A 21,620-nucleotide genomic window follows, 5' to 3' on the forward strand; every position below is an offset into this window, starting at 1 on the left:
GCCTGAGAATTTCCTCAAAGCAGGCGACGCCTGCTTCGTTATCGCTAAGATTTAAAGGTAGAAGTTATGATTCGCACTATGTTGCAGGGCAAACTCCACCGCGTGAAAGTGACTCAGGCGGACCTGCACTACGAAGGTTCCTGCGCCATTGATCAGGATTTTCTGGACGCAGCCGGTATTCTTGAAAACGAAGCCATTGATATCTGGAACGTGACTAACGGCAAGCGCTTCTCAACCTATGCGATTGCCGCCGAACGTGGTTCCAGAATCATCTCCGTGAACGGCGCTGCGGCGCACTGTGCTGCGGTGGGCGATATCGTGATCATCGCAAGTTTCGTTACCATGTCAGACGAAGAAGCGCGTCGCTGGCAGCCCAACGTCGCCTATTTTGAAGGCGATAATGAAATGAAGCGCACCGCGAAAGCGATCCCGGTACAGGTTGCCTGATATTTCCCAAATATATTATTATATTAATAAAAGGAGCCGAAAAACTTCAGCTCCTTTTATTTTAAATAATTCCGGCCTTTCTTATCAGGACAACTAATAATATTAGTTGAGGCGTTATCAGAAAATTTAAACAAACGTTCAACAATCCATCGTTATATTTATTTATATCATTAAATTCTTTTCCTCACAAATTCATCAGGTGAATAACCAAAAATAAAAACACTTACCTTTCAACGAAATAACCATCAGTTAAGTTTACTTAAACACCATTTAAGTAAAGATAATTACAATTATCAATAAATATTTTCCTATACTCCGCAAAGTTAATGTAATTCCCCGGCCGGTCTTTACGCTTAACAGACGAAGTACTTTTTCTAAAAACGTAAAGTACACTTATTATCTAATACGGATGTTTATCAAAATGGCATTGAAAAAATACGCATTAGCTGCGGCAGTTCTGGCAACTATTTCCAGTTCAGCATTCGCAGCAGACGCGGATCGTGGCACCATCACCTTCCACGGTCTGGTCACCCCGAATACCTGTAACATCACGCTGAAAGATGATCCACTGAGCTCCCAGACAACTAAAGACTTCAACGTCACTCTGCCGACCGTGTCAGTAGAAGACTTCACCCCAGGTACTGCTGCCGACGTTAACAGCACCCTGGGCCAGGCTAAGTTCGCGCTGTCTATTTCCTGTGCGGATACTGAGTTGCAGTCTGCTGATGCGCAGTTTGATTCCTGGGGCGGTTCTTCCGCAAACAACGAAGGCGCGCTGGTTCCACCAACTGGCCTGCAAGGTTCAGCAACCAACGTAAGCCTGGTTCTGCACAACGATGGCAACACGAAGACCGATCTGATCAAAATCGATCATCCTAACAACACTCAGTCAACCACGCTGACTGATGGCAAAGGCGAACTGAACTACACCGTCGCTTATATGGGTCCGGCTACTGGCGTAACCAGCGGTTCCGTGCAGGCACAGGTTGCCTTCACCATGAACTACCAATAAGCAACAGGACTGTTGTTCTTCATCCTCTGGCTTAAGCCAGAGGATGTTTTCGTTACATCCAACAGGGAGTGGGTAGCATTATGTTCAGCCTGACGTTAAAAACCGGATTAAAAACCCTCACCGCCGCCATGATCGGCATCGCCTCTTTTCAGGCATGCGCCGACGTGGTTATCTCCGGCACACGCATCGTATATCAACAATCCATGAAAGATGTGATTGTGAACCTGGATAACCGAGGCAAAAACCCGCTGTTACTTCAGATCTGGCTGGATGACGGGAGCCCGAACGTTAACCCGCAGGAATTAAAACTGCCTTTTGTCATTACCCCGCCCATTTCACGCATCGATCCAGGGAAAGGCCAGTCTGTGCGTGTGACATATTTACAGCAGCCGCTGCCGCAGGATCGGGAATCCTTATTCTGGTTTAACGTGCTGGAAATCCCCAAAAAAGCAACGGCGAAAGACGGCGAAAGCCAGAACCAACTGCAACTCGCTTTCCGTACCCGTATTAAGCTATTTTTCCGCCCGGACGGCTTAAAAGGCACCCCAGGTGAGGCGATGAAGCAGGTTAAATGGTCGCAAACGCGCCAGGGCAACACCCTGTCTTTAGTTGGCCGTAACGACTCGCCCTATAACGTTTCACTCTCCAGCGCAACGTTTAAGGTCGGCGCCAAAGAGTATGAAATTGACAGTAAGTCGATTAAGCCGTTCTCCAGCGAAACCATGACGGTTAAAGGATTAACGAATAACGCCAGCGGAGAAGTGGTGTATATCGCTATCAATGATTTTGGCGGAACGGAAAAACTCACCGCCAACGTTAATTAATAAATTAAAAATATATTTTTTCTTCTTATATAACGGCAACCCGCTTTAATCGACTGGACTTGTTATGATTTTTCGACGATCTCTATTATGTCTCGCCATTAGTGCGGCATTGCCGTTCTCTGTTCATGCGACGGGAAATACGCCTGCACAGTCCTCTGCTCCCGACTCAGAGGAAATGGTAGAGTTTAACGATCAATTCCTGCTGAATATGGGGAGTGCAGTCGATGTAAGCCGTTATGCTCAGGGTAATCCAATATTACCGGGAACCTACCGGGCGAAAATAAGCCTGAACGGTGAAAATAAATCGACGCAAAACATCGAATTTAAAGATAACGGAACGCCACGCGCCACGCCGTGTATTACCGCATTGTTGCTGAAACAAGCGGGCGTTGATAGTAGCGTGCTGGGGAATACTATTTCCGACGATGATACAACCTGTATTGATATCAAAAAATATTATCCCCACTCGTCGGTGAATTTCGATACCTCAAAACTTACCCTGGAATTGACGATGCCGCAGCTTTACGTTCTCAAGCGCCCGGCGGGATATGTCGATCCATCATTATGGGATGCAGGTATTCCGGCGGCGTTGCTGTCGTACAACCTCAACGCCTGGCATAGCGAAAGCGATGGCAATAATTCCGACACGGCTTATGCCGGTCTGCAATATGGGCTGAATTTGGGCGCATGGCGGCTGCGCTCCCGTGGCACCTACAACTGGGATAAAGACAACGGTTCGGATTACTCCAGCCAGGACATTTATCTCCAGCGCGACATTCCGGCGTTAACCGCGCAGGTTGTGGCGGGCGAAACCTACACCAACGGCGATACCTTCGACTCCGTCAGCCTGCGCGGGATGCGCCTGTACAGCGACGATCGCATGCGCCCGGAAGGCCGTACCAACTACTCACCGGTCATTCGTGGCGTCGCCAACAGCAACGCCAAAGTCACCGTCATGCAAAGCGGCAGCAAAATTTATGAAACCACCGTACCGCCAGGCCCGTTTGAACTGAGCGATCTCAGCACCACCGGCTACGGTAACGATCTACAGGTGACTGTAGAAGAGTCTGACGGCAGCAAGAGAACCTTCACGGTTCCTTTTTCCTCGGTTACGCAGATGATGCGTCCGGGAACCTCACGCTGGGAGTTTGGTGCGGGCGAACTGAACGACGATTCGCTGCATGACAGACCGAACATTGGTTACGCCACCTGGTATTACGGTCTCAACAACACCTTTACCGGCTACGCGGGCGTGCAGTACAGCGACATGGATTTTTACGCCGGTTTGCTTGGCGTGGCGATGAACACCGCGATCGGCGCCTTCGCGTTAGACGTCACGCAGTCACATGCACAAATTGACGAGCTGGGAACGCTGACCGGCCAAAGCTATCGCCTGACGTACAGCAAAGTCATCGAAACCACCGACACCTCATTCAATGTGGCGGCATACCGTTTCTCGACGGAGGACTACCTCAGCTTACGGAACGCCGCCGCGCTACACGACGACGTGAAATACGGCAGCTATAAGAATCAGTCATATGAGTCCAGCGACGAACTCTATTCTGACTATCAGCGTATGAAAAACCAGTTTCAGATTAGCGTCAGTCAACCGCTGGCGTTCAATGGTGAAAACTACGGCTCGCTCTATGTCACCGGCACCTGGGAAGACTACTGGAATGAGAGTGGTTCCACCTCAAACTACAGCGCAGGTTACAGCAATGACTTCCGCTATGGCAGCTACAGCATCTCGCTCCAGCGTACCTATGATGAAGATGGCGAAAAAGATGACAGCGTTTATCTCAACGTCAGCATTCCGTTAAGCACGTTCTCCAGTGAACGTAAAAATATTGCCGGTTTTAACAACGTCAATATGAGCGCGCGTACGGATATGGAAGGCAGCGCCAACTTTAACAACACCGCCAGCGGTAATACTGAAGACGGTAAGATTAACTACTCCATCAGTACGGCAAGCAATACCGGTGATTATGGCGATTTGAATCAGATCAGCGGTTACGGCTCGTGGAGCAGTCCGTATGGCCCCCTGTCAGTCTCTACCTCTTTTAGCGATGACAGCAGCAAACAATATTCCGCCAACTATAGCGGCGGCATGGTGGTTCACACTGGCGGCCTGACGATGGCGCCAGGAACGTTAAGTGACACCGGCCCCATCATTCTGGTTCATGCCAGCGGCGCAAAAGGCGCGCAGCTCGGTTACGGCAAAGGTGAAATAGGTCGTTCAGGATACGCGATTATGCCGTATGCCTCGGCTTACCGTGAGAACCGCGTTGGGCTGAATATCAGTTCTCTGGACGCCGACGTCGAGGTCAAAAACACCAGTGAAACCATCGTCCCGCGTGATGGCGCCGTGGTGCTGGTCAACTTCGAAACCGACGAAGGTCGTTCTCTCATCCTTGAACTTCTACGCAACGATAAAGGCTTTATTCCACTCGGCGCAGACGTCCTGACCGATAAAGGCGAGCTGGTCGGCGCCGTCGGTCAGGCCGGGCAGGCTTATGTGCGCGGCGTAGAAGATCAGGGCACCCTGCGAGTTGTCTGGGGTAAAGAAGCAGGTAGCGCCTGTACGGTGAATTATCACATTACCGACAGCGCACAAAAGGCAGGATTAACCACAATCCTGAACAATCAACTCTGTCATATGCAATAAGTTATTTTTCTACAGGGAGTTCCCTTAATGACTTTAAAAAGTAATAAATATCTCCGCAGTTTACCTGTCGCTATGTTAGCGCTGGCGGTGTGTTCATCCGTTCATGCAGACAACGGCGACAGCATCGACATTACCTTCCGAGCCAATATCCGGGACACAACCTGTGATATGACGATTAATGACTCGGACAGTAGCTCCACCATCATCATCGGCGCCGACGGCAAAGTGTCGCTGGGCGATATCATTAAATACCAGACCAGCGAGACAGCGTCAGGGCCAACGATGGCGCAATTCGCCCTGAAAATTAAAAACTGCCCGGAATCCGTAACCGGAATTAAAGCCTCCATCAGCGGCACGACCTCCGGTTACGACAGCGGTACGCCGAAAACCATCCTCCTCCCCGGTACGGGTGAGACAGGCCCCACCGGGGTTGGCCTGAAATTCTCTCGTGTCAGTGCACCAACCAGCTATTTTGCTATTTTTGCCAACGAAACGGAGACCTCAGATAACGATGCCGAGGTGATTAAATGGAGTCCTGCTGAAATAGACAGCAAACAGGTCGACCTTGTGGCGCGTCTGGTGACGACAAGGATCTCCGGTACAACCCCGGCGGTTGGCGCCTTCCAGGCAACAGCAACCTTTAACTTTAGCTATGAATAATTCCTGCGATATAACGGAGCATCATAATGAAATCTAATTCTCTTTTTCTCGCGCTGGCGGTAGCTGGTGGATTATTCAGCGGCCTGACCCACGCCGCCCCGGTGACAGGCACCAATCAGTTGCAGGCTATCTTTACCACTGAGATCCTCCCCGGCACCTGTAACACCCAAGTGACGGATGCTGATGGCCCGATCAGCACGATTGACTTCGGCGATCTGTATAAGAACGAAGTCGGTACGCGTACCGAATCCTTTAATATCGCACTGACCGAATGCGCGGGCGTGTTAACCACAACCGTGGCGGCTCAGCCAGGGGCGGGCAATACCTGTTCCGGCGACTCCTACGCGACAACAGGCGCCACGAATACCGCCGTTGAGATCTGGGAAACCGCCGCAGACTCAGGCACCCAGTTAGCCTGCCAGACGGGCAACCCTTCGAATGTACTGACGCATTCGTTTGGTTCGAAGAATATGAACCAAAGCTACACCTATCCTCTGGTGGCTCGCTGGGTCGTTGCGAATGGTAAAACAGCCGCTGATATCACAACAGGTGAAGCGACGTCGCTTATCACCTTTTTAGTCACCTACCAGTAATGTAGCCAGCGGGCAACTATGCGACAGACACTATTTTTTATGCGATTTACTTTCGCCCTGCTGGTGGGCCTGGCAGGACTGTGGCCTGTCGTCAGTCAGGCTGACGACAGCGGAATGGACGTCAATTTTAAGGCGAAGATTCTGGCCAATACCTGCCAAGTAAGCCTGGAAAATGGCGGTAATGTCGAGTTGCCAACCGTCACGCGCAGTTGGTTTTACAATACGGACAACAGCGATCGCCTGCGGCCGGAAACGGACGCTGGCGGTACAACGTTTACCATTCAGGTTGTCAACTGCGACGTGCCGCCAGCAGGAAGCGAAGGAAGCCAGCAGCTTCATTTTCGATTTGAACCGCAATTCGGTATAAACCCCGACAACAGCCAGGTATTTATCAATAACGCGGTCAGCGATCAGGCCAGAAATGTCGGTGTGGTTGTTTTTTCCGCCACACACCACACGAACGTATTGAATAGCGATGGCAGTTCCGACGTAGCGTATGACCTTAGCGAGCAAGCGGCACCGCTCTTTCCAGCAGATTATGTGTTTTACGCCCGCTACCAGAACACGGGCGATGTCGGCAACGGACTGGTGACCAGCAATGTGGTGGTCAATGTAACCTATCAGTAAAGGGATTTATGATGAAATTACGCTATTTACTGCCGCTATTATTTTGCGTGCTCTCCATTTTCGCCAGGCAAGCGTTAGCAGACACCGCATGTCATTTTACGACACAGCAGGCCAGTATACCTGCTTTCTGGACTGCCAGAACGCTCATCGGCCCCATCGGAGGCATCGATACGCCGCTCATCATTATGAACCCTCAGTCTATGGAGGGTGATTTCCCTTTATTCCAGGGAGCGGCGCCCATCACATGCGGAGGTAATGGGAGCAATGCCGTAACGTTGACCGGCCCTACCGACGCCAATTTGTGGGATCAATATACCACTCAGGGGTCAGATGGCCCTACCGGGCTGCTCAAAACCTCGATTCCCGGCATTGTTTACACCTATTCCGTGAGGTGTATCGGGAACTGCCACAACGGCAACAACACTAACGATCTGGATTTAAACCTGCCGCTGCCCGGAGGAACGTCAACCTTCCCAAGCCATGGCGATGCCCCCTGGACAGGGCCTAGCGCAACACGCAACTGGGATATCTTCGTTACGATGTATCAGACGCCAGACTACCACCCCCGAAATGGTCAGACGGACGGGAACGCGCTGCCAGGGAAAATCGGTACTCTGCACATAGGAGATGCCGGGCAAAACGATCTCGACCTTATGATGAGTGGAGCATCGATGGCGTTTTCCGTCATGGAGCCGACCTGCCAGGGAATGGGGATAAATAATGACGAATACGATCGGGACGTGGATTTTGGCGACTTTTACCGTTCCGATTTCGAAAAAACGGGCGAGTCGGTAGAAAAGCCGTTTACGTTTAACTTATTCCGCTGCTCATTGACGACCGTTACCGTCACCCTGACCGGCAATCATGGCGCAGACAATACGATTCTCACCAACTCTTCAGGGAGCGCCGAGGGCGTGGGCGTAAAAATTCGTTCCATTATCAATAACAACACACAAACAATGAAGGTAGACGGTTCGGAGCGTGTCGGTATCACCTACAGCGGAAATCGTGAGTGGTATCATGAATCTATTGGTCTGGATTTCACCGGGCAGTTAATCAAAATCGGTACAATTAAAGCCGGCACTTTTGAAACCGTCGGTACTTTCACCCTCAGCTACGAATAACGTTCCCTGCGGCTGACTGCCTGTCAGCCGCATCATCGCTTCCACGAATTGACCGTCAGTACGCGTACAAATCATGCTTCAGCACAAAAGGCGGATTTTTTTGCTGTTGATGCCAGAGACTGGTGACATCGGGCGCGCCGAGGGAAACAATGGTGTCACGGAACGCCGCGCTGCTCATGGATTCCCGCGCGGCAAGCATTTCCTCAAGCAATGAATACGTCACACCGGCAATCACTTCGCAGCCGGAATGTTTATGGCTCATCAGCGACGCCACACGATAAGGCGCGGCGCCGGACGTGTCCGTTAAAAAGATCACCCCATCGCCGGAATCCGCCTGGTGTAATGCTTCACACATCATACGGCTGAGCATATTAGTACTCAGGCCGCGCCAGAAGTTCACCGCCCGGCACTGCGCCAGCGGGCCATGTTTTTCTTCCAGACGATCCTGTAGCTCCTGCGCGCGATCGTCATGACAGGTAATCACCCAACCCAACATAGCCTACCTCCTTAGCAAGCAAGTAGTTTATCAGTGTGATAAATGAGTAAGGGTGATAAACGTCAAAGTCTGCCTCTCCCCCCGGCGGAGGAGAGGAAAAACATTACGTGCGCAAGCCGCGTCCGCGCTGAATTAAGTACCAGCACAGCAGGTAAAACGCCAGGATAAACACGGCCAGCACGCCGAACGTAGTGACCAGCGGTACGTCGTGAATGCCCAGGAAACCATAGCGGAAGCCGCTGATCATGTAGACAATCGGGTTCAGATGCGACAATCCTTGCCAGAACGGCGGTAGCAGCGTCAGGGAATAAAACACCCCACCCAGGTAGGTGAGCGGCGTCAGCACGAACGTCGGGATCAGGCTGATATCATCAAAGGTTTTCGCAAAGACCGAGTTCAGCAGCCCCGCCAGCGAAAACAGCACCGCCGTCAGCACCAGCGTTAACGCCACGAACACCCAGGAGTGTACCTGGAACGGCACAAAGAACAGCGAAATCACCGTAACCAGAACCCCTACGCACAGCCCGCGCGCCACGCCGCCGCCAATATATCCGACGATAATGACGTGCGTCGGGACAGGCGCCACCAGCAGTTCTTCAATGTTGCGCTGGAATTTGGCGCTAAAGAAGGATGAGGCCACATTGGCATACGCGTTGGTGATCACCGCCATCATGATTAAGCCCGGCACGATAAACTGCATATAGCTAAAACCGTGCATCTCGCCAATGCGTGAGCCAATCAGATTACCGAAGATAATAAAATAGAGCGTCATGGTGATGACCGGCGGCACCAGCGTCTGCACCCAGATACGCATAAAGCGGTTAATCTCTTTCGCCCAGATGCTTTTCAGCGCAACCCAATACAGCTGCATCATCCGCGATCTCCTTTTTTATCATGCACCAGAGAGACAAACAGTTCTTCCAGGCGGTTTGCCTTGTTACGCATACTGAGAACCTGAACACCCTGGCTGCTCAGTTGCGAAAAGACGCTATTGATGCCCTGTTCCCGCAATACTTCGACCTCCAGCGTCGAGGTATCCACCAGACGGTACTGATAGCCTTCCAGCCTCGGCAGCGGGCTTTTCGCCGCCAGATCGAGAATAAACGTCTCGGATTTCAGCTTAGAGAGCAGATTTTTCATCGAGGTGTTTTCCACCAGCGCGCCGTGCTGAATGATACCGATGTTGCGACACAGCATTTCCGCTTCTTCAAGATAGTGCGTCGTCAGGATAATCGTGGTGCCTTTGTCGTTTAAATCCTTCAAAAAGCCCCACATTGAGCGGCGAAGTTCAATATCCACCCCTGCGGTGGGTTCATCCAGAATCAACAGTTTCGGCTCATGCATCAGCGCCCGGGCGATCATCAAACGACGCTTCATCCCGCCGGAGAGCATACGCGCGCGTTCGTTACGTTTTTCCCACAGATCGAGTTGTTTCAGGTACTTTTCGCTGCGCGCAACGGCTTCTTTACGCTCAACGCCGTAGTACCCCGCCTGATTGACGACGATCTGCTGGACGGTTTCAAACGGGTTGAAGTTAAATTCCTGCGGCACCAGGCCAAGCTGGCGTTTGGCGTTGACCACATCTTTTTCAAGGTCGTAACCAAAGACGCAGACGCGCCCGGAGGTTTTGTTAACCAGCGAGCTGATAATGCCAATGGTGGTTGATTTCCCCGCCCCGTTTGGCCCCAGAAGCGCATAAAAATCACCCGCTTCAACCTGCAAATCGATCCCACGGAGCGCCTGAACGCCGCCCGGATACGTTTTTTTAAGTTGCTGAAGTTCCAGTGCAATGGTCATGAATTTTTACTTACCTTACGTTCTTACACTTTATTTACACTCTAAATAATTCGAGTTGCAGGAAGGCGGCAACGCAGTGAATCCCCGGAAGCTTACACCAGTAAGTGACCGGGGTGAGCGAGGAAGCCAACGCACCTGCAACGTGAAGAATGACGAGTATATGGTTTAAATAATCCCGGAGTTGCCCTATATTAGCCCAACGCACTTATTTGGTTACAGGTCGTTAACCTCCATGAAAGACATAGATACACTCATCAGCAACAATGCACTATGGTCAAAAATGCTGGTGGAAGAGGATCCCGGATTTTTTGAGAAACTGGCGCAAGCGCAGAAACCGCGCTTTCTATGGATTGGATGTTCCGACAGCCGCGTTCCCGCAGAACGTTTAACCGGCCTTGAGCCGGGCGAATTATTTGTTCACCGCAATGTTGCCAACCTGGTCATTCACACCGATCTCAACTGCCTCTCCGTGGTGCAGTATGCCGTCGATGTACTGGAAGTTGAACACATTATTATTTGTGGTCACTACGGTTGTGGCGGCGTCCAGGCGGCTGTTGAAAACCCGGAACTGGGGTTAATTAACAACTGGTTGCTGCACATTCGCGATATCTGGTTCAAACATAGCTCATTACTCGGAGAAATGCCGCAGGAGCGTCGAATCGATACCCTGTGCGAGCTGAACGTGATGGAACAGGTATATAACCTGGGCCACTCAACCATCATGCAGTCCGCGTGGAAACGCGGTCAGAAAGTGACGATTCACGGCTGGGCCTACGGTATTCACGACGGCCTGCTGCGCGATCTGGAAGTCACGGCGACCAACCGTGAAACGCTGGAACAGCGCTATCGTCGGGGGGTTTCAAACCTCAGCAAAAAGCATATTAACCACAAGTAAACGTGTATTGCCGGGTGGCGGCTACGCCTTACCCGGCCTACATTTCTACGGACATAGCACCTGTAGCGCCATCCGGCACAACGTTCTTACTCGTCCAGCAGCACCACTTTACCAACATACGGCAGATGGCGATAACGCTGAGCATAGTCGATGCCGTAACCCACAACGAACTCATCCGGGATCGAGAAACCGATAAACTCAACCGGGACGTCAACCTCACGGCGAGACGGCTTATCCAGCAGCGTACAAATCGCCAGAGACTTTGGCTCACGCAGGCTCAGGATTTCCCGCACTTTCGACAGCGTATTCCCGGAATCGATAATATCTTCGACAATCAGCACGTCCTTGCCACGGATATCTTCATCCAGATCCTTGAGAATTTTCACATCGCGAGTGGTGGACATGCCGCTACCGTAGCTGGAGGCGGTCATAAAATCGACTTCATGAGACACCTGTACCTCGCGGCACAGATCCGCCATAAACATAAATGAGCCACGCAGCAGACCTACCAGCACCATGTCACTGCCGCTGTCTTTATAACGTTCAGTAATCTGACGACCCAGTTCGGCAATGCGCGCTTTGATCTCCGCTTCGGGGATCATTACTTCTACAGTATGTTTCATATCTCTAACCATATGATTTAAAAACAAATCACTTCATGCCTGCTCTTGATAAGACAGCATCGAAGCGCAAGGCACGCAGTATACCAGCAAAAGTATTTATTCGCGGCATCTGTTAATAAAGCTCATTTTGTGATGACGATCACACTTGTTAAATCCTATAATTAATTGCTACTAAAAAATTAACAAATTGAGATGGTATCTTTTTATGGCAAATAACAACGCAAAAGCGCCACGGCTTCTCGTGACGCTGACAGCCCTCTTCGCTGCACTCTGCGGGCTGTATCTGCTGATCGGCGGCGGCTGGCTGGTCGCCATCGGCGGCTCCTGGTACTACCCGATTGCGGGCATCGTCATGCTTGGCGTCGCCGGGCTATTATGGCGCAGCAAGCGTTCCGCGCTGTGGCTATATGCCGCCCTGCTCCTCGCCACCATGATCTGGGGCGTGTGGGAAGTCGGCTTCGACTTCTGGGCGCTAACCCCGCGTAGCGACATTCTGGTCTTCTTCGGCATCTGGCTGATTTTACCGTTTGTCTGGCATCGCCTGAGCGTCCCTTCCAGCGGCGCTGTCAGCGCACTGGTGGTTGCCCTGCTGATAAGCGGCGGCATCCTCACCTGGGCTGGCTTCAACGACCCGCAAGAGATCAACGGTACGCTAAGCGCGGACGCGGTGCCTGCCGAACCGATCTCTCCGGTTGCGGACCAGGACTGGCCTGCCTATGGCCGCAATCAGGAAGGGCAGCGCTACTCCCCGCTGAAGCAGATCACTGCTGATAACGTCCACAACCTGAAAGAAGCGTGGGTGTTCCGTACCGGCGATCTGAAGCAGCCGAACGATCCGGGTGAAATCACCAACGAAGTGACCCCGATTAAAGTCGGCGATACGCTGTATCTGTGTACCGCCCACCAGCGTCTGTTTGCGCTGGACGCGACGAGCGGGAAAGAGAAATGGCATTTCGACCCGCAGCTCAATACCGATCCCAGCTTCCAGCATGTTACCTGCCGTGGCGTCTCCTATCATGAAGCCACGGCCGATAACGCCTCGCCGGATGTCGTTTCAGACTGCCCGCGTCGCATTATTCTGCCGGTGAACGATGGCCGTGTTTTCGCCCTCAACGCGGACAACGGCAAGCTGTGCGAATCCTTTGCCAACAACGGCATTCTGAACCTGCAAACCAATATGCCGGTCACTACGCCGGGCATGTATGAACCCACATCACCGCCGGTCGTGACCGACAAGGTGATCGTCATTGCAGGCGCCGTCACCGATAACTTCTCTACCCGCGAGCCGTCCGGGGTTATTCGCGGCTTTGACGTGAACAGCGGTAAACTGCTGTGGGCATTCGATCCCGGTGCGAAAGACCCGAACGCGATCCCGTCGGATGAGCACCACTTCACGCCAAACTCGCCAAACTCCTGGGCGCCAGCCGCGTATGACGCGAAGCTGGATCTGGTCTATCTACCGATGGGCGTCACCACCCCGGATATCTGGGGCGGCAACCGTACGCCAGAGCAGGAGCGCTATGCCAGCTCGATCCTGGCGCTCAATGCAACGACCGGTAAACTGGCCTGGAGCTATCAGACCGTTCATCACGATCTGTGGGATATGGATATGCCGTCCCAGCCGACGCTGGCGGATATCACCGTGAAAGGGCAAACCGTTCCGGTCATCTACGCCCCGGCAAAAACCGGTAATATTTTCGTGCTGGACCGTCGCAATGGTCAGCTTGTGGTGCCTGCCCCGGAAAAACCGGTACCGCAGGGCGCGGCCAAAGGGGATTACGTCACCAAAACGCAGCCGTTCTCTGATTTGAGCTTCCGTCCGACGAAAGACCTGACCGGTGCGGATATGTGGGGCGCCACCATGTTCGATCAACTGGTGTGCCGCGTGATGTTCCATCAGATGCGTTATGAAGGGATCTTTACCCCACCATCAGAAAAAGGCACGCTGGTCTTCCCGGGTAACCTCGGTATGTTCGAATGGGGCGGCATTTCCGTCGACCCGAACCGTCAGGTGGCGATTGCCAACCCGATGGCGTTGCCGTTTGTCTCTAAACTGATCCCACGCGGCCCGGGTAATCCGATGGAGCCGCCGGAAGATGCCAAAGGCACCGGTTCGGAATCGGGTATTCAGCCGCAGTATGGCGTACCGTATGGCGTGACGCTGAACCCGTTCCTGTCGCCGTTTGGTCTACCGTGTAAACAGCCTGCCTGGGGTTACATCTCCGCGCTGGATCTGAAAACCAACGAAGTTGTCTGGAAAAAACGTATTGGTACGCCGCAGGACAGCATGCCGTTCCCGATGCCGTTTAAAGTGCCGTTCAATATGGGGATGCCAATGCTGGGCGGCCCAATCTCTACCGCTGGCAACGTGCTGTTTATTGCCGCGACCGCAGATAACTACCTGCGCGCTTACAACATGAGCAATGGTGAAAAACTGTGGGAAGGCCGTCTGCCCGCAGGCGGTCAGGCAACGCCGATGACGTATGAAGTCAACGGTAAGCAGTATGTCGTGATTTCCGCCGGGGGTCACGGTTCGTTCGGGACGAAGATGGGCGACTATATTGTCGCGTACGCTCTGCCTGACGACGCGCAGTAACGTTTATGCCGGATGGCGGCTTCGCCTTATCCGGCCTACAGGATGCTCACTTTACTGTAGGCCGGATAAGCGTCAGCGCCATCCGGCATGTTTATACCGTAAAACCGAGACTGTAGGCCGGATAAGCGCCAGCGCCAACCGGCATGTTTATACCGTAAAACCGAGACTGTAGGCCGGATAAGCGCTAGCGCCATCCGGCATGTTTATACCGTAAAGCCAAGCATCATGCCTGTATCTTCATGCTCCAGCAGATGGCAGTGCGCCATGTAAGCATGTTCTTGCGATGCCTCGTGATCAAACTTCACCAGCACCTCGCTGATCCCGCCTTCAACCCGCACCGTATCCTTCCAGCCTGCGCGATGCGCCGCCGGGGCGCTGCCGTTTTCCGACAGGATGCGGAACTGCGTACCATGAATATGGAACGGATGCAGCATCATGTCGCCTTCGCCGGAAATAACCCAGCGCTCATACTGCCCTTTGGCGGCGGCAAACATCGGTGTCGTCATATCAAACGCCTGGCCGTTGATCTTATTGGCATTGTGGAAATCGAACTTCCCGCCGTGGTTCATATGTCCACCATTGCCGTGATTCATTGAGCTATGATTCATATGCCCCATCATCTGCCCATGATCCATTCCCGCCATCGCCCGGTCGCCATACTTTTGCATCAGCATCTGCATACCCATCATGTCGAGCATCGGGTCCATCGACAGTTGCAGTTTTCGCTGCGTCAGGCCATCAAGAGAAGGCAACGCAGGCATCGTGGTCAGCGTATCCGGCAAGGTGCCGGAGGCCGTGACCGCCAGCGGCTGGATATGCATAACCGGGTGCGGTTTATCAAACGGCGCGATCGTCATCCCCATCTGGCTGACGGGCAGCGTCATCAACTCAAACGCTTTGCCGTCGCTGATGTCGATAAGCACTTCGAAACGCTCCCCCATTAACATGGGCAGTGCGTTTACCTTCACCGGCTCCGCCAGCAGGCCGCCATCGCTGGCGATAACATACAGCGGGCGGTTGTCGCTGGTGGCGATGTTCAGTGAACGCGCGTTGCAGCCATTCAGCAGGCGCAGACGCAGCCAGCCTTTTGGCGCAGCATGTTGCGGATAAATCGCCCCGTTGGTCAGCAGCGTGTCGCCAAACCACCCGACGGCGGCGGTCATCATATCCAGCTGATAATTGATTTGTCCGTCAGGGGAAAACTGTTTGTCCTGAATAATCACCGGCACATCGTCTATCCCCCACTGTTTTGGCAGGAGCAGTTTGCCAATGTCTTCATCTTCAATCAGTACCAGGCCCGCCAGTCCCATCGCCACCTGACGACCGGTTTTCCCATGCTGATGAGGGTGGAACCAGCAGGTTGCCGCACGCTGTTCAGGCGTGAAGGTGACGGAGCGCTTGCCGCCCGCCGCAATCACCCCCTGCGGGCCGCCGTCCACCTCGCCGGGAACTTCCAGCCCATGCCAGTGCAGCGTCGTCTCCTCGGCAAGCTGGTTATGAATATCCACGGTAATACGCTGACCTTTGCGCAGCTTAAGCGCCGGCCCGAGTAGCGTGCCGTTGTAACCCCAGGTCGTTGCCGTTTTACCCGCGAAGGTCGACTGTCCGGCTTTGACAATCAGCGAAATGTGATTGCGTGCGTCGGCGGTTAAAAGATCGGGAATGGGTAACGCGGGACGTTCCGCAGAAAACACGACGCGGCTCCACAACGGCAGTGCCGATGCGACCCCAAGCGCCACAGAATATTTTAAGAAATCACGACGTTGCATAATCACTTCCTTATTTTCAACCGGCGGGACGCAGTCTGACCTTTGAGCATAGACCCTCCCCTTACGGGAAGGTCAAGTCACAGACGCCCGTCGGATACAATAATAAATGTCGTCGCCTCGCCCGCAGTGTGCTAACGTTTAATTTCCGTGATGCAGTGGTAGAAGCAATGAAGACGTTTTTCAGAACAGTGTTGTTCGGCAGCCTGATGGCCGTATGCGCAAACAGCTATGCGCTCAGTGAATCCGAAGCCGAAGATATGGCAGATTTAACGGCGGTGTTCGTCTTTCTGAAAAATGACTGCGGCTACCAGAATCTCCCGAATGGTCAGATTCGTCGCGCACTGGTCTTTTTTGCTCAGCAAAACCAGTGGGACCTCAGCAATTACGACTCCTTCGACATGAAATCCCTCGGTGAAGACAGCTACCGCGATCTGAGCGGCATCGGTATTCCCGTCGCCAAAAAATGCAAAGCGCTGGCGCGCGATTCCCTGAGTTTGCTGGCCTACGTAAAATAACTCGCGTTATACCCAACGGATACCTTATTGCTGAAATAATGACCGTGCATCATCGGTCATTGTTAGCTATTATGTTGCGCCCATTTTTTACGGGTGTTAACAATGGAGGTATCAGCCAATGGCCGAAAATACGAAGTGGCATGAAACGCTACACGACCAGTTTGGTCAGTACTTTGCCGTGGACAACGTGCTGTATCACGAGAAAACCGATCACCAGGATCTGATTATTTTCGAGAACGCCGCGTTTGGCCGCGTAATGGCGCTGGACGGCGTGGTGCAAACCACCGAGCGCGATGAGTTTATCTATCACGAGATGATGACCCACGTTCCGCTGCTGGCACACGGCCACGCGAAACATGTGCTGATCATCGGCGGCGGCGACGGCGCAATGCTGCGTGAAGTGACACGGCATAAAAATGTCGAAACCATCACGATGGTGGAGATCGACGCAGGCGTGGTCTCTTTCTGCCGTCAGTATCTGCCGAATCACAACGCAGGCAGCTATGACGATCCGCGTTTTAATCTGGTGATCGACGATGGCGTTAACTTCGTGAATCAGACCAGCCAGACCTTTGATGTGATCATCTCCGACTGTACCGATCCGATCGGCCCCGGCGAGAGTCTGTTCACCTCAACCTTCTATGAAGGTTGCAAGCGCTGTCTGAATCCTGGCGGGATCTTTGTCGCACAGAACGGCGTCTGCTTCCTGCAACAGGATGAAGCCATTGACAGCCACCGCAAGCTCAGCCATTACTTTGGCGATGTCAGCTTCTACCAGGCAGCCATTCCGACCTACTACGGCGGCATTATGACCTTCGCGTGGGCGACGGACAATGACGCGCTGCGCCACCTGTCAACCGAGATTATTCAGGCGCGTTTCCATACCTCCGGCCTGAAATGCCGTTACTACAATCCGTCTGTTCACACGGCAGCTTTTGCCTTACCTCAGTATTTGCAAGACGCGCTCGCAACACCGTCGTCCTAAGGAGAAGATAAGAAATTGAAAAAACTGAAACTGCATGGCTTTAATAATCTGACCAAAAGTCTGAGTTTTTGTATTTACGATATCTGCTACGCCAAAACCGCCGAAGAGCGCGATGGTTACATTGCCTATATCGATGAACTCTATAACGCCAATCGCCTGACGGAAATTCTGTCAGAGACGTGCTCCATCATCGGCGCGAATATCCTGAATATCGCCCGCCAGGATTATGAACCCCAGGGCGCCAGCGTCACTATTCTGGTAAGCGAAGAGCCGGTCGACCCGCAGCTTATCGACAAAACAGAGCATCCCGGCCCGCTGCCCGAGGCCGTCGTCGCCCATCTGGATAAGAGCCATATCTGCGTGCATACCTACCCGGAAAGCCACCCGGAAGGCGGATTGTGCACCTTCCGCGCCGACATTGAAGTTTCGACCTGCGGCGTGATTTCCCCGCTGAAGGCGCTGAATTACCTGATCCACCAGTTAGAGTCCGATATCGTCACCATCGACTACCGCGTGCGTGGGTTTACCCGCGACGTCAACGGCATGAAACACTTTATCGATCATGAGATTAACTCCATTCAGAACTTTATGTCCGACGACATGAAGTCGCTGTATGACATGGTGGATGTGAACGTGTATCAGGAAAATATCTTCCATACCAAGATGCTGCTTAAAGAGTTCGATCTTAAGCACTACATGTTCCACACTAAACCGGAAGATCTGACGGAAACCGAGCGCAAAGAGATTACCGCTGCGCTGTGGAAAGAGATGCGCGAGATTTACTACGGCCGCAATATCCCTGCGGTATAAGCGTAACGGCGGAGCACGGAGGCTCCACCGTATTTAGCGTTGTTGAATGAAATGACGGTAAGCCACAACAACCTGAAGAAAGTCCTCCACGCCGCAGAGCGATAAGCTCTCTTCGTCGTAGTAGTTCATCCCCTCTTCCATTTCGTCGCCGGTAAACTCCAGTTGATTAGCGCGAACCATCACCTCTTCGCCATCCATCCAGAGCGTATATTCATGTCCCGCCCGTTGCCAGGAACGCTCACTGCCCTTTAGCGCACGCGCCGCTTGTTCCACTTCATCAAGCAAGGCCAGGTTCTCTTTCACTTCTTCGTTAAACCAGTGCCCCACCACCTCGTGGCCCATGGACATTCGAACTTTTACCACTCCGGTAATATCGCGCAGAAATTCGTAATCCATAATGTGTTCCTCTGCTCCCGGTAATGCGCCATTACCGCATTGCGCCCATGCTGTAATTATCGCAGCACAACGGAAGAAAAAAAGCGGAACGGGCGGAAGGAATAGAAATAAAAATGCCCGGTGACGCAAGGTTCACCAGGCATTGATGCGTTTTTACGCAGAACAGGTCGGAGCCGTTACACCGCGGTCTGGAAAATCACGCCGTCGGCTTTCTCGGTGTACTGGGAAAGCTGATCGAAGTTCAGATAACGGTAGGTATCCACGGCGGTTTTATCCACCTGCGCAACGTAGGTCTGGTACTCTTCCGGCGTCGGCAGTTTGCCGATCAGCGCCGCAACCGCCGCCAGTTCCGCAGAAGCCAGATAGACGTTCGCCCCGGTTCCCAGACGGTTCGGGAAGTTACGGGTTGAGGTAGAAACAACCGTCGCCCCGTCAGCCACACGCGCCTGATTCCCCATGCACAGTGAACAGCCTGGAATTTCAATCCGCGCGCCGCTCTTACCAAAGACGCTATAGTAGCCCTCTTCGGTCAACTGCGCGGCATCCATACGGGTTGGCGGCGCCACCCACAGGCGGGTCGGTAGCTGGCCTTTGTGCGCATCCAGCAGTTTACCTGCCGCACGGAAGTGACCGATGTTGGTCATACAGGAACCGATAAAGACTTCGTCAATCTTCTCGCCCTGCACATCAGACAGCAGACGCGCATCGTCAGGATCGTTCGGCGCGCAGAGGATCGGCTCTTTGATATCAGCCAGATCGATCTCGATCACCGCCGCATAATCAGCATCTGCGTCCGCTTCCAGCAACTGCGGGTCCGCCAGCCATTTTTCCATGCCCTGAATACGGCGCTCCAGGGTGCGGCGATCGCCGTAACCTTCCGCGATCATCCACTTCAGCAGAACGATGTTGGAGTTCAGGTACTCGATAATCGGCTCTTTGTTGAGCTTAATGGTACAGCCTGCCGCAGAACGCTCCGCAGAGGCATCGGTCAGCTCAAACGCCTGTTCCACTTTCAGGTCCGGCAGCCCTTCGATTTCCAGAATGCGGCCAGAGAAGATGTTTTTCTTACCTTTCTTCTCAACGGTCAGCAGACCCTGTTTGATCGCGTACAGCGGGATCGCGTGTACCAGATCGCGCAGGGTGATACCCGGTTGCATTTTGCCTTTGAAGCGCACCAGCACTGATTCCGGCATATCCAGCGGCATGACGCCGGTCGCCGCCGCAAATGCCACAAGGCCAGAACCCGCCGGGAAGGAGATGCCAATCGGGAAACGGGTATGGGAGTCACCGCCCGTACCAACGGTATCCGGCAGCAGCATACGGTTCAGCCAGGAGTGGATTACGCCATCGCCCGGACGCAGAGAGACGCCGCCACGGTTCATGATGAAATCCGGCAGCGTGTGGTGCGTAGTTACGTCAACCGGTTTCGGATACGCTGCGGTATGGCAGAAAGACTGCATCACCAGGTCAGACGAGAAGCCCAGGCACGCCAGGTCTTTCAGTTCGTCACGGGTCATTGGGCCAGTGGTATCCTGAGAGCCTACGGAGGTCATTTTCGGTTCGCAGTAAGCGCCCGGACGGATACCGGCAACGCCGCAGGCGCGGCCCACCATCTTCTGCGCCAACGAGTAGCCGCGAGCGCTTTCCGCCACGTCTTTCGCCTGACGGAACACATCGCTGTGTGGCAGACCCAGCGCTTCACGCGCTTTGGTGGTCAGGCCGCGACCGATGATCAGCGGAATACGACCGCCCGCGCGCACTTCGTCGATCAGCACGTCGGTTTTCAGTTCAAAGCTCGCCAGCAGTTCGCCGGTTTCGTGATGGCGGACTTCACCTTTGTACGGGTAAACGTCAATCACATCGCCCATGTTCAGGTTATTCACGTCCACTTCAATGGGCAGCGCGCCCGCATCTTCCATCGTGTTAAAGAAGATAGGCGCAATTTTGCCGCCAAGACACAGACCGCCGCCGCGTTTGTTCGGCACATTCGGGATGTCATCGCCCATGAACCACAACACGGAGTTGGTGGCGGATTTACGCGAAGAACCGGTGCCGACAACGTCGCCCACGTAGGCTAACGGATAGCCTTTTTGCTGCAACGCTTCGATCTGTTTGATCGGCCCCACCACGCCAGGCTGATCCGGCTCAATGCCTTCACGGGCGTTTTTCAGCATCGCCAGCGCGTGCAGCGGAATGTCCGGGCGGGACCAGGCATCTGGCGCCGGAGAGAGGTCGTCGGTGTTGGTTTCACCCGTCACTTTAAAGACGGTAACGGTGATTTTTTCAGCCAGAGCAGGACGGTTCAGGAACCATTCGGCATCGGCCCAGGACTGCATCACCTGCTTCGCGTATTCGTTGCCCGCTTTGGCTTTTTCTTCTACATCGTAGAAGTTGTCGAACATCAGCAGGGTATGGGACAGCGCTTTAGCGGCAATCGGCGCCAGTTTGGCATCGTCCAGCGCGTCAATCAGCGGATGAATGTTGTAACCACCCTGCATGGTGCCCAGCAGTTCAATGGCTTTTTCTGGAGTAACCAGCGGGGAGGTGGTGTCGCCTTTCGCGACGGCAGCGAGAAAGCCCGCTTTTACATAGGCGGCTTCATCGACGCCAGGGGGAACACGGTTGATTAACAGGTCTAACAGGAATTCTTCTTCGCCCACAGGCGGGGTCTTCAGCAGCTCGACAAGTGCGGCCATTTGGGTTGCATCTAAGGGTTTGGGCACAATCCCAAGGGCGGCACGCTCAGCTACGTGCTTACGGTATTCTTCTAGCACGACGGTTCTCCT

Annotated in this window: 20 protein-coding genes; 13 read left to right on the forward strand and 7 right to left on the reverse strand. The window is 53.4% G+C overall.

Translation table 11 applies throughout. The features are described 5' to 3' along the window. Nucleotides 1-66: 66 nt before the first annotated feature. The 8 genes from panD to OGV50_RS14090 all read left to right on the forward strand — a co-directional run bounded on the left by panD (nt 67) and on the right by OGV50_RS14090 (nt 7,952). Nucleotides 67-447, forward strand: a complete 381-nt coding sequence (panD, locus tag OGV50_RS14055) for an aspartate 1-decarboxylase (protein WP_012134019.1) — start codon at nt 67-69, stop codon at nt 445-447. A 421-nt stretch (nt 448-868) separates the two neighbouring features. Further along, nucleotides 869-1,459, forward strand: a complete 591-nt coding sequence (locus OGV50_RS14060) for a fimbrial protein (RefSeq protein WP_024130696.1) — start codon at nt 869-871, stop codon at nt 1,457-1,459. A gap of 80 nt (nt 1,460-1,539) precedes the next feature. Continuing rightward, nucleotides 1,540-2,283 (forward strand): fimbrial chaperone, encoded by a 744-nt coding sequence (locus OGV50_RS14065; protein WP_049009322.1) that lies wholly within the window; start codon nt 1,540-1,542, stop codon nt 2,281-2,283. A 64-nt stretch (nt 2,284-2,347) separates the two neighbouring features. Then, on the forward strand, nt 2,348-4,948 hold the full coding sequence (locus OGV50_RS14070; RefSeq protein WP_286488593.1) for an outer membrane usher protein: 2,601 nt from the start codon (nt 2,348-2,350) through the stop codon (nt 4,946-4,948). A gap of 27 nt (nt 4,949-4,975) precedes the next feature. Further along, a complete protein-coding gene (locus OGV50_RS14075) occupies nt 4,976-5,608 on the forward strand; it encodes a fimbrial protein (protein ID WP_286488594.1) in 633 nt (210 codons plus the stop codon). Nucleotides 5,609-5,634: 26 nt separating this feature from the next. Continuing rightward, a complete protein-coding gene (locus OGV50_RS14080; RefSeq protein ID WP_286488595.1) occupies nt 5,635-6,201 on the forward strand; it encodes a fimbrial protein in 567 nt (188 codons plus the stop codon). Between the two features lie 18 nt (nt 6,202-6,219). Beyond that, on the forward strand, nt 6,220-6,828 hold the full coding sequence (locus OGV50_RS14085; RefSeq protein ID WP_071257589.1) for a fimbrial-like protein: 609 nt from the start codon (nt 6,220-6,222) through the stop codon (nt 6,826-6,828). Between the two features lie 8 nt (nt 6,829-6,836). Then, nucleotides 6,837-7,952, forward strand: a complete 1,116-nt coding sequence (locus OGV50_RS14090; RefSeq protein ID WP_080750331.1) for a fimbrial protein — start codon at nt 6,837-6,839, stop codon at nt 7,950-7,952. 55 nt (nt 7,953-8,007) lie between these two features. Here the strand turns inward: OGV50_RS14090 and OGV50_RS14095 are convergent, their stop codons facing one another. From OGV50_RS14095 to OGV50_RS14105, 3 genes are all read right to left on the reverse strand, one after another. Continuing rightward, nucleotides 8,008-8,448: a PTS sugar transporter subunit IIA gene (locus OGV50_RS14095; RefSeq protein ID WP_012134027.1), complete on the reverse strand. Its 441-nt coding sequence runs from the start codon at nt 8,446-8,448 to the stop codon at nt 8,008-8,010. A gap of 103 nt (nt 8,449-8,551) precedes the next feature. Then, complete coding sequence (locus tag OGV50_RS14100; RefSeq protein ID WP_012134028.1) at nt 8,552-9,322, reverse strand: ABC transporter permease; 771 nt, start codon at nt 9,320-9,322, stop codon at nt 8,552-8,554. After that, the gene (locus OGV50_RS14105) at nt 9,319-10,245 is read right to left on the reverse strand and encodes an ABC transporter ATP-binding protein (protein ID WP_012134029.1); all 927 of its coding nucleotides are present in this window, start codon (nt 10,243-10,245) and stop codon (nt 9,319-9,321) included. Before OGV50_RS14105 ends, OGV50_RS14100 begins: the two co-directional genes overlap by 4 nt. Before the next feature lie 232 nt (nt 10,246-10,477). Between OGV50_RS14105 and can the strand changes: the two genes are divergently transcribed. Then, nucleotides 10,478-11,140, forward strand: a complete 663-nt coding sequence (gene can, locus OGV50_RS14110; protein WP_012134030.1) for a carbonate dehydratase — start codon at nt 10,478-10,480, stop codon at nt 11,138-11,140. 86 nt (nt 11,141-11,226) lie between these two features. Here can and hpt read toward each other — a convergent pair whose 3' ends face one another. Next, on the reverse strand, nt 11,227-11,763 hold the full coding sequence (gene hpt, locus OGV50_RS14115; protein ID WP_024130701.1) for a hypoxanthine phosphoribosyltransferase: 537 nt from the start codon (nt 11,761-11,763) through the stop codon (nt 11,227-11,229). A gap of 205 nt (nt 11,764-11,968) precedes the next feature. Here hpt and OGV50_RS14120 point away from each other — a divergent pair, with 205 nt between their 5' ends. Then, a complete protein-coding gene (locus OGV50_RS14120) occupies nt 11,969-14,359 on the forward strand; it encodes a glucose/quinate/shikimate family membrane-bound PQQ-dependent dehydrogenase (protein WP_200031232.1) in 2,391 nt (796 codons plus the stop codon). Nucleotides 14,360-14,562: 203 nt separating this feature from the next. Here OGV50_RS14120 and cueO read toward each other — a convergent pair whose 3' ends face one another. Beyond that, entirely contained in the window at nt 14,563-16,128 is a 1,566-nt protein-coding gene (gene cueO, locus OGV50_RS14125; RefSeq protein ID WP_200091434.1) for a multicopper oxidase CueO, read from the reverse strand. A 167-nt stretch (nt 16,129-16,295) separates the two neighbouring features. Here cueO and OGV50_RS14130 point away from each other — a divergent pair, with 167 nt between their 5' ends. From OGV50_RS14130 to speD, 3 genes are all read left to right on the forward strand, one after another. After that, nucleotides 16,296-16,643 carry a YacC family pilotin-like protein gene (locus OGV50_RS14130; RefSeq protein ID WP_012134034.1) on the forward strand — a complete coding sequence of 116 codons (348 nt, stop codon included), beginning with the start codon at nt 16,296-16,298 and terminating at the stop codon, nt 16,641-16,643. A 118-nt stretch (nt 16,644-16,761) separates the two neighbouring features. Further along, complete coding sequence (gene speE, locus OGV50_RS14135) at nt 16,762-17,628, forward strand: polyamine aminopropyltransferase (protein ID WP_012134036.1); 867 nt, start codon at nt 16,762-16,764, stop codon at nt 17,626-17,628. 15 nt (nt 17,629-17,643) lie between these two features. Continuing rightward, the gene (gene speD / locus OGV50_RS14140) at nt 17,644-18,438 is read left to right on the forward strand and encodes an adenosylmethionine decarboxylase (protein ID WP_012134037.1); all 795 of its coding nucleotides are present in this window, start codon (nt 17,644-17,646) and stop codon (nt 18,436-18,438) included. Between the two features lie 33 nt (nt 18,439-18,471). On the opposite strand, the gene yacL is transcribed toward speD, so the two are convergent. Then, complete coding sequence (yacL, locus tag OGV50_RS14145) at nt 18,472-18,834, reverse strand: protein YacL (RefSeq protein ID WP_200091426.1); 363 nt, start codon at nt 18,832-18,834, stop codon at nt 18,472-18,474. 176 nt (nt 18,835-19,010) lie between these two features. After that, nucleotides 19,011-21,608 carry a bifunctional aconitate hydratase 2/2-methylisocitrate dehydratase gene (gene acnB / locus OGV50_RS14150; protein ID WP_047458888.1) on the reverse strand — a complete coding sequence of 866 codons (2,598 nt, stop codon included), beginning with the start codon at nt 21,606-21,608 and terminating at the stop codon, nt 19,011-19,013. Between the last annotated feature and the right edge of the window lie 12 nt (nt 21,609-21,620).

This window comes from Citrobacter sp. CK180, from assembly GCF_030333655.1.
Lineage (GTDB): Bacteria > Pseudomonadota > Gammaproteobacteria > Enterobacterales > Enterobacteriaceae > Citrobacter_B > Citrobacter_B koseri.

Bases quoted from the DNA above. Each gene is read 5' to 3' on its own strand.
- hpt (WP_024130701.1), bottom strand. From the start codon at position 11,763: ATGAAACATACTGTAGAAGTAATGATCCCCGAAGCGGAGATCAAAGCG.
- speE (WP_012134036.1), top strand. From the start codon at position 16,762: ATGGCCGAAAATACGAAGTGGCATGAAACGCTACACGACCAGTTTGGT.
- OGV50_RS14090 (WP_080750331.1), top strand. From the start codon at position 6,837: ATGATGAAATTACGCTATTTACTGCCGCTATTATTTTGCGTGCTCTCC.
- OGV50_RS14130 (WP_012134034.1), top strand. From the start codon at position 16,296: ATGAAGACGTTTTTCAGAACAGTGTTGTTCGGCAGCCTGATGGCCGTA.
- OGV50_RS14060 (WP_024130696.1), top strand. From the start codon at position 869: ATGGCATTGAAAAAATACGCATTAGCTGCGGCAGTTCTGGCAACTATT.
- OGV50_RS14075 (WP_286488594.1), top strand. From the start codon at position 4,976: ATGACTTTAAAAAGTAATAAATATCTCCGCAGTTTACCTGTCGCTATG.
- cueO (WP_200091434.1), bottom strand. From the start codon at position 16,128: ATGCAACGTCGTGATTTCTTAAAATATTCTGTGGCGCTTGGGGTCGCA.
- OGV50_RS14065 (WP_049009322.1), top strand. From the start codon at position 1,540: ATGTTCAGCCTGACGTTAAAAACCGGATTAAAAACCCTCACCGCCGCC.
- OGV50_RS14100 (WP_012134028.1), bottom strand. From the start codon at position 9,322: ATGATGCAGCTGTATTGGGTTGCGCTGAAAAGCATCTGGGCGAAAGAG.
- panD (WP_012134019.1), top strand. From the start codon at position 67: ATGATTCGCACTATGTTGCAGGGCAAACTCCACCGCGTGAAAGTGACT.
- OGV50_RS14070 (WP_286488593.1), top strand. From the start codon at position 2,348: ATGATTTTTCGACGATCTCTATTATGTCTCGCCATTAGTGCGGCATTG.
- OGV50_RS14095 (WP_012134027.1), bottom strand. From the start codon at position 8,448: ATGTTGGGTTGGGTGATTACCTGTCATGACGATCGCGCGCAGGAGCTA.
- OGV50_RS14080 (WP_286488595.1), top strand. From the start codon at position 5,635: ATGAAATCTAATTCTCTTTTTCTCGCGCTGGCGGTAGCTGGTGGATTA.
- yacL (WP_200091426.1), bottom strand. From the start codon at position 18,834: ATGGATTACGAATTTCTGCGCGATATTACCGGAGTGGTAAAAGTTCGA.
- OGV50_RS14085 (WP_071257589.1), top strand. From the start codon at position 6,220: ATGCGACAGACACTATTTTTTATGCGATTTACTTTCGCCCTGCTGGTG.
- can (WP_012134030.1), top strand. From the start codon at position 10,478: ATGAAAGACATAGATACACTCATCAGCAACAATGCACTATGGTCAAAA.
- OGV50_RS14105 (WP_012134029.1), bottom strand. From the start codon at position 10,245: ATGACCATTGCACTGGAACTTCAGCAACTTAAAAAAACGTATCCGGGC.
- OGV50_RS14120 (WP_200031232.1), top strand. From the start codon at position 11,969: ATGGCAAATAACAACGCAAAAGCGCCACGGCTTCTCGTGACGCTGACA.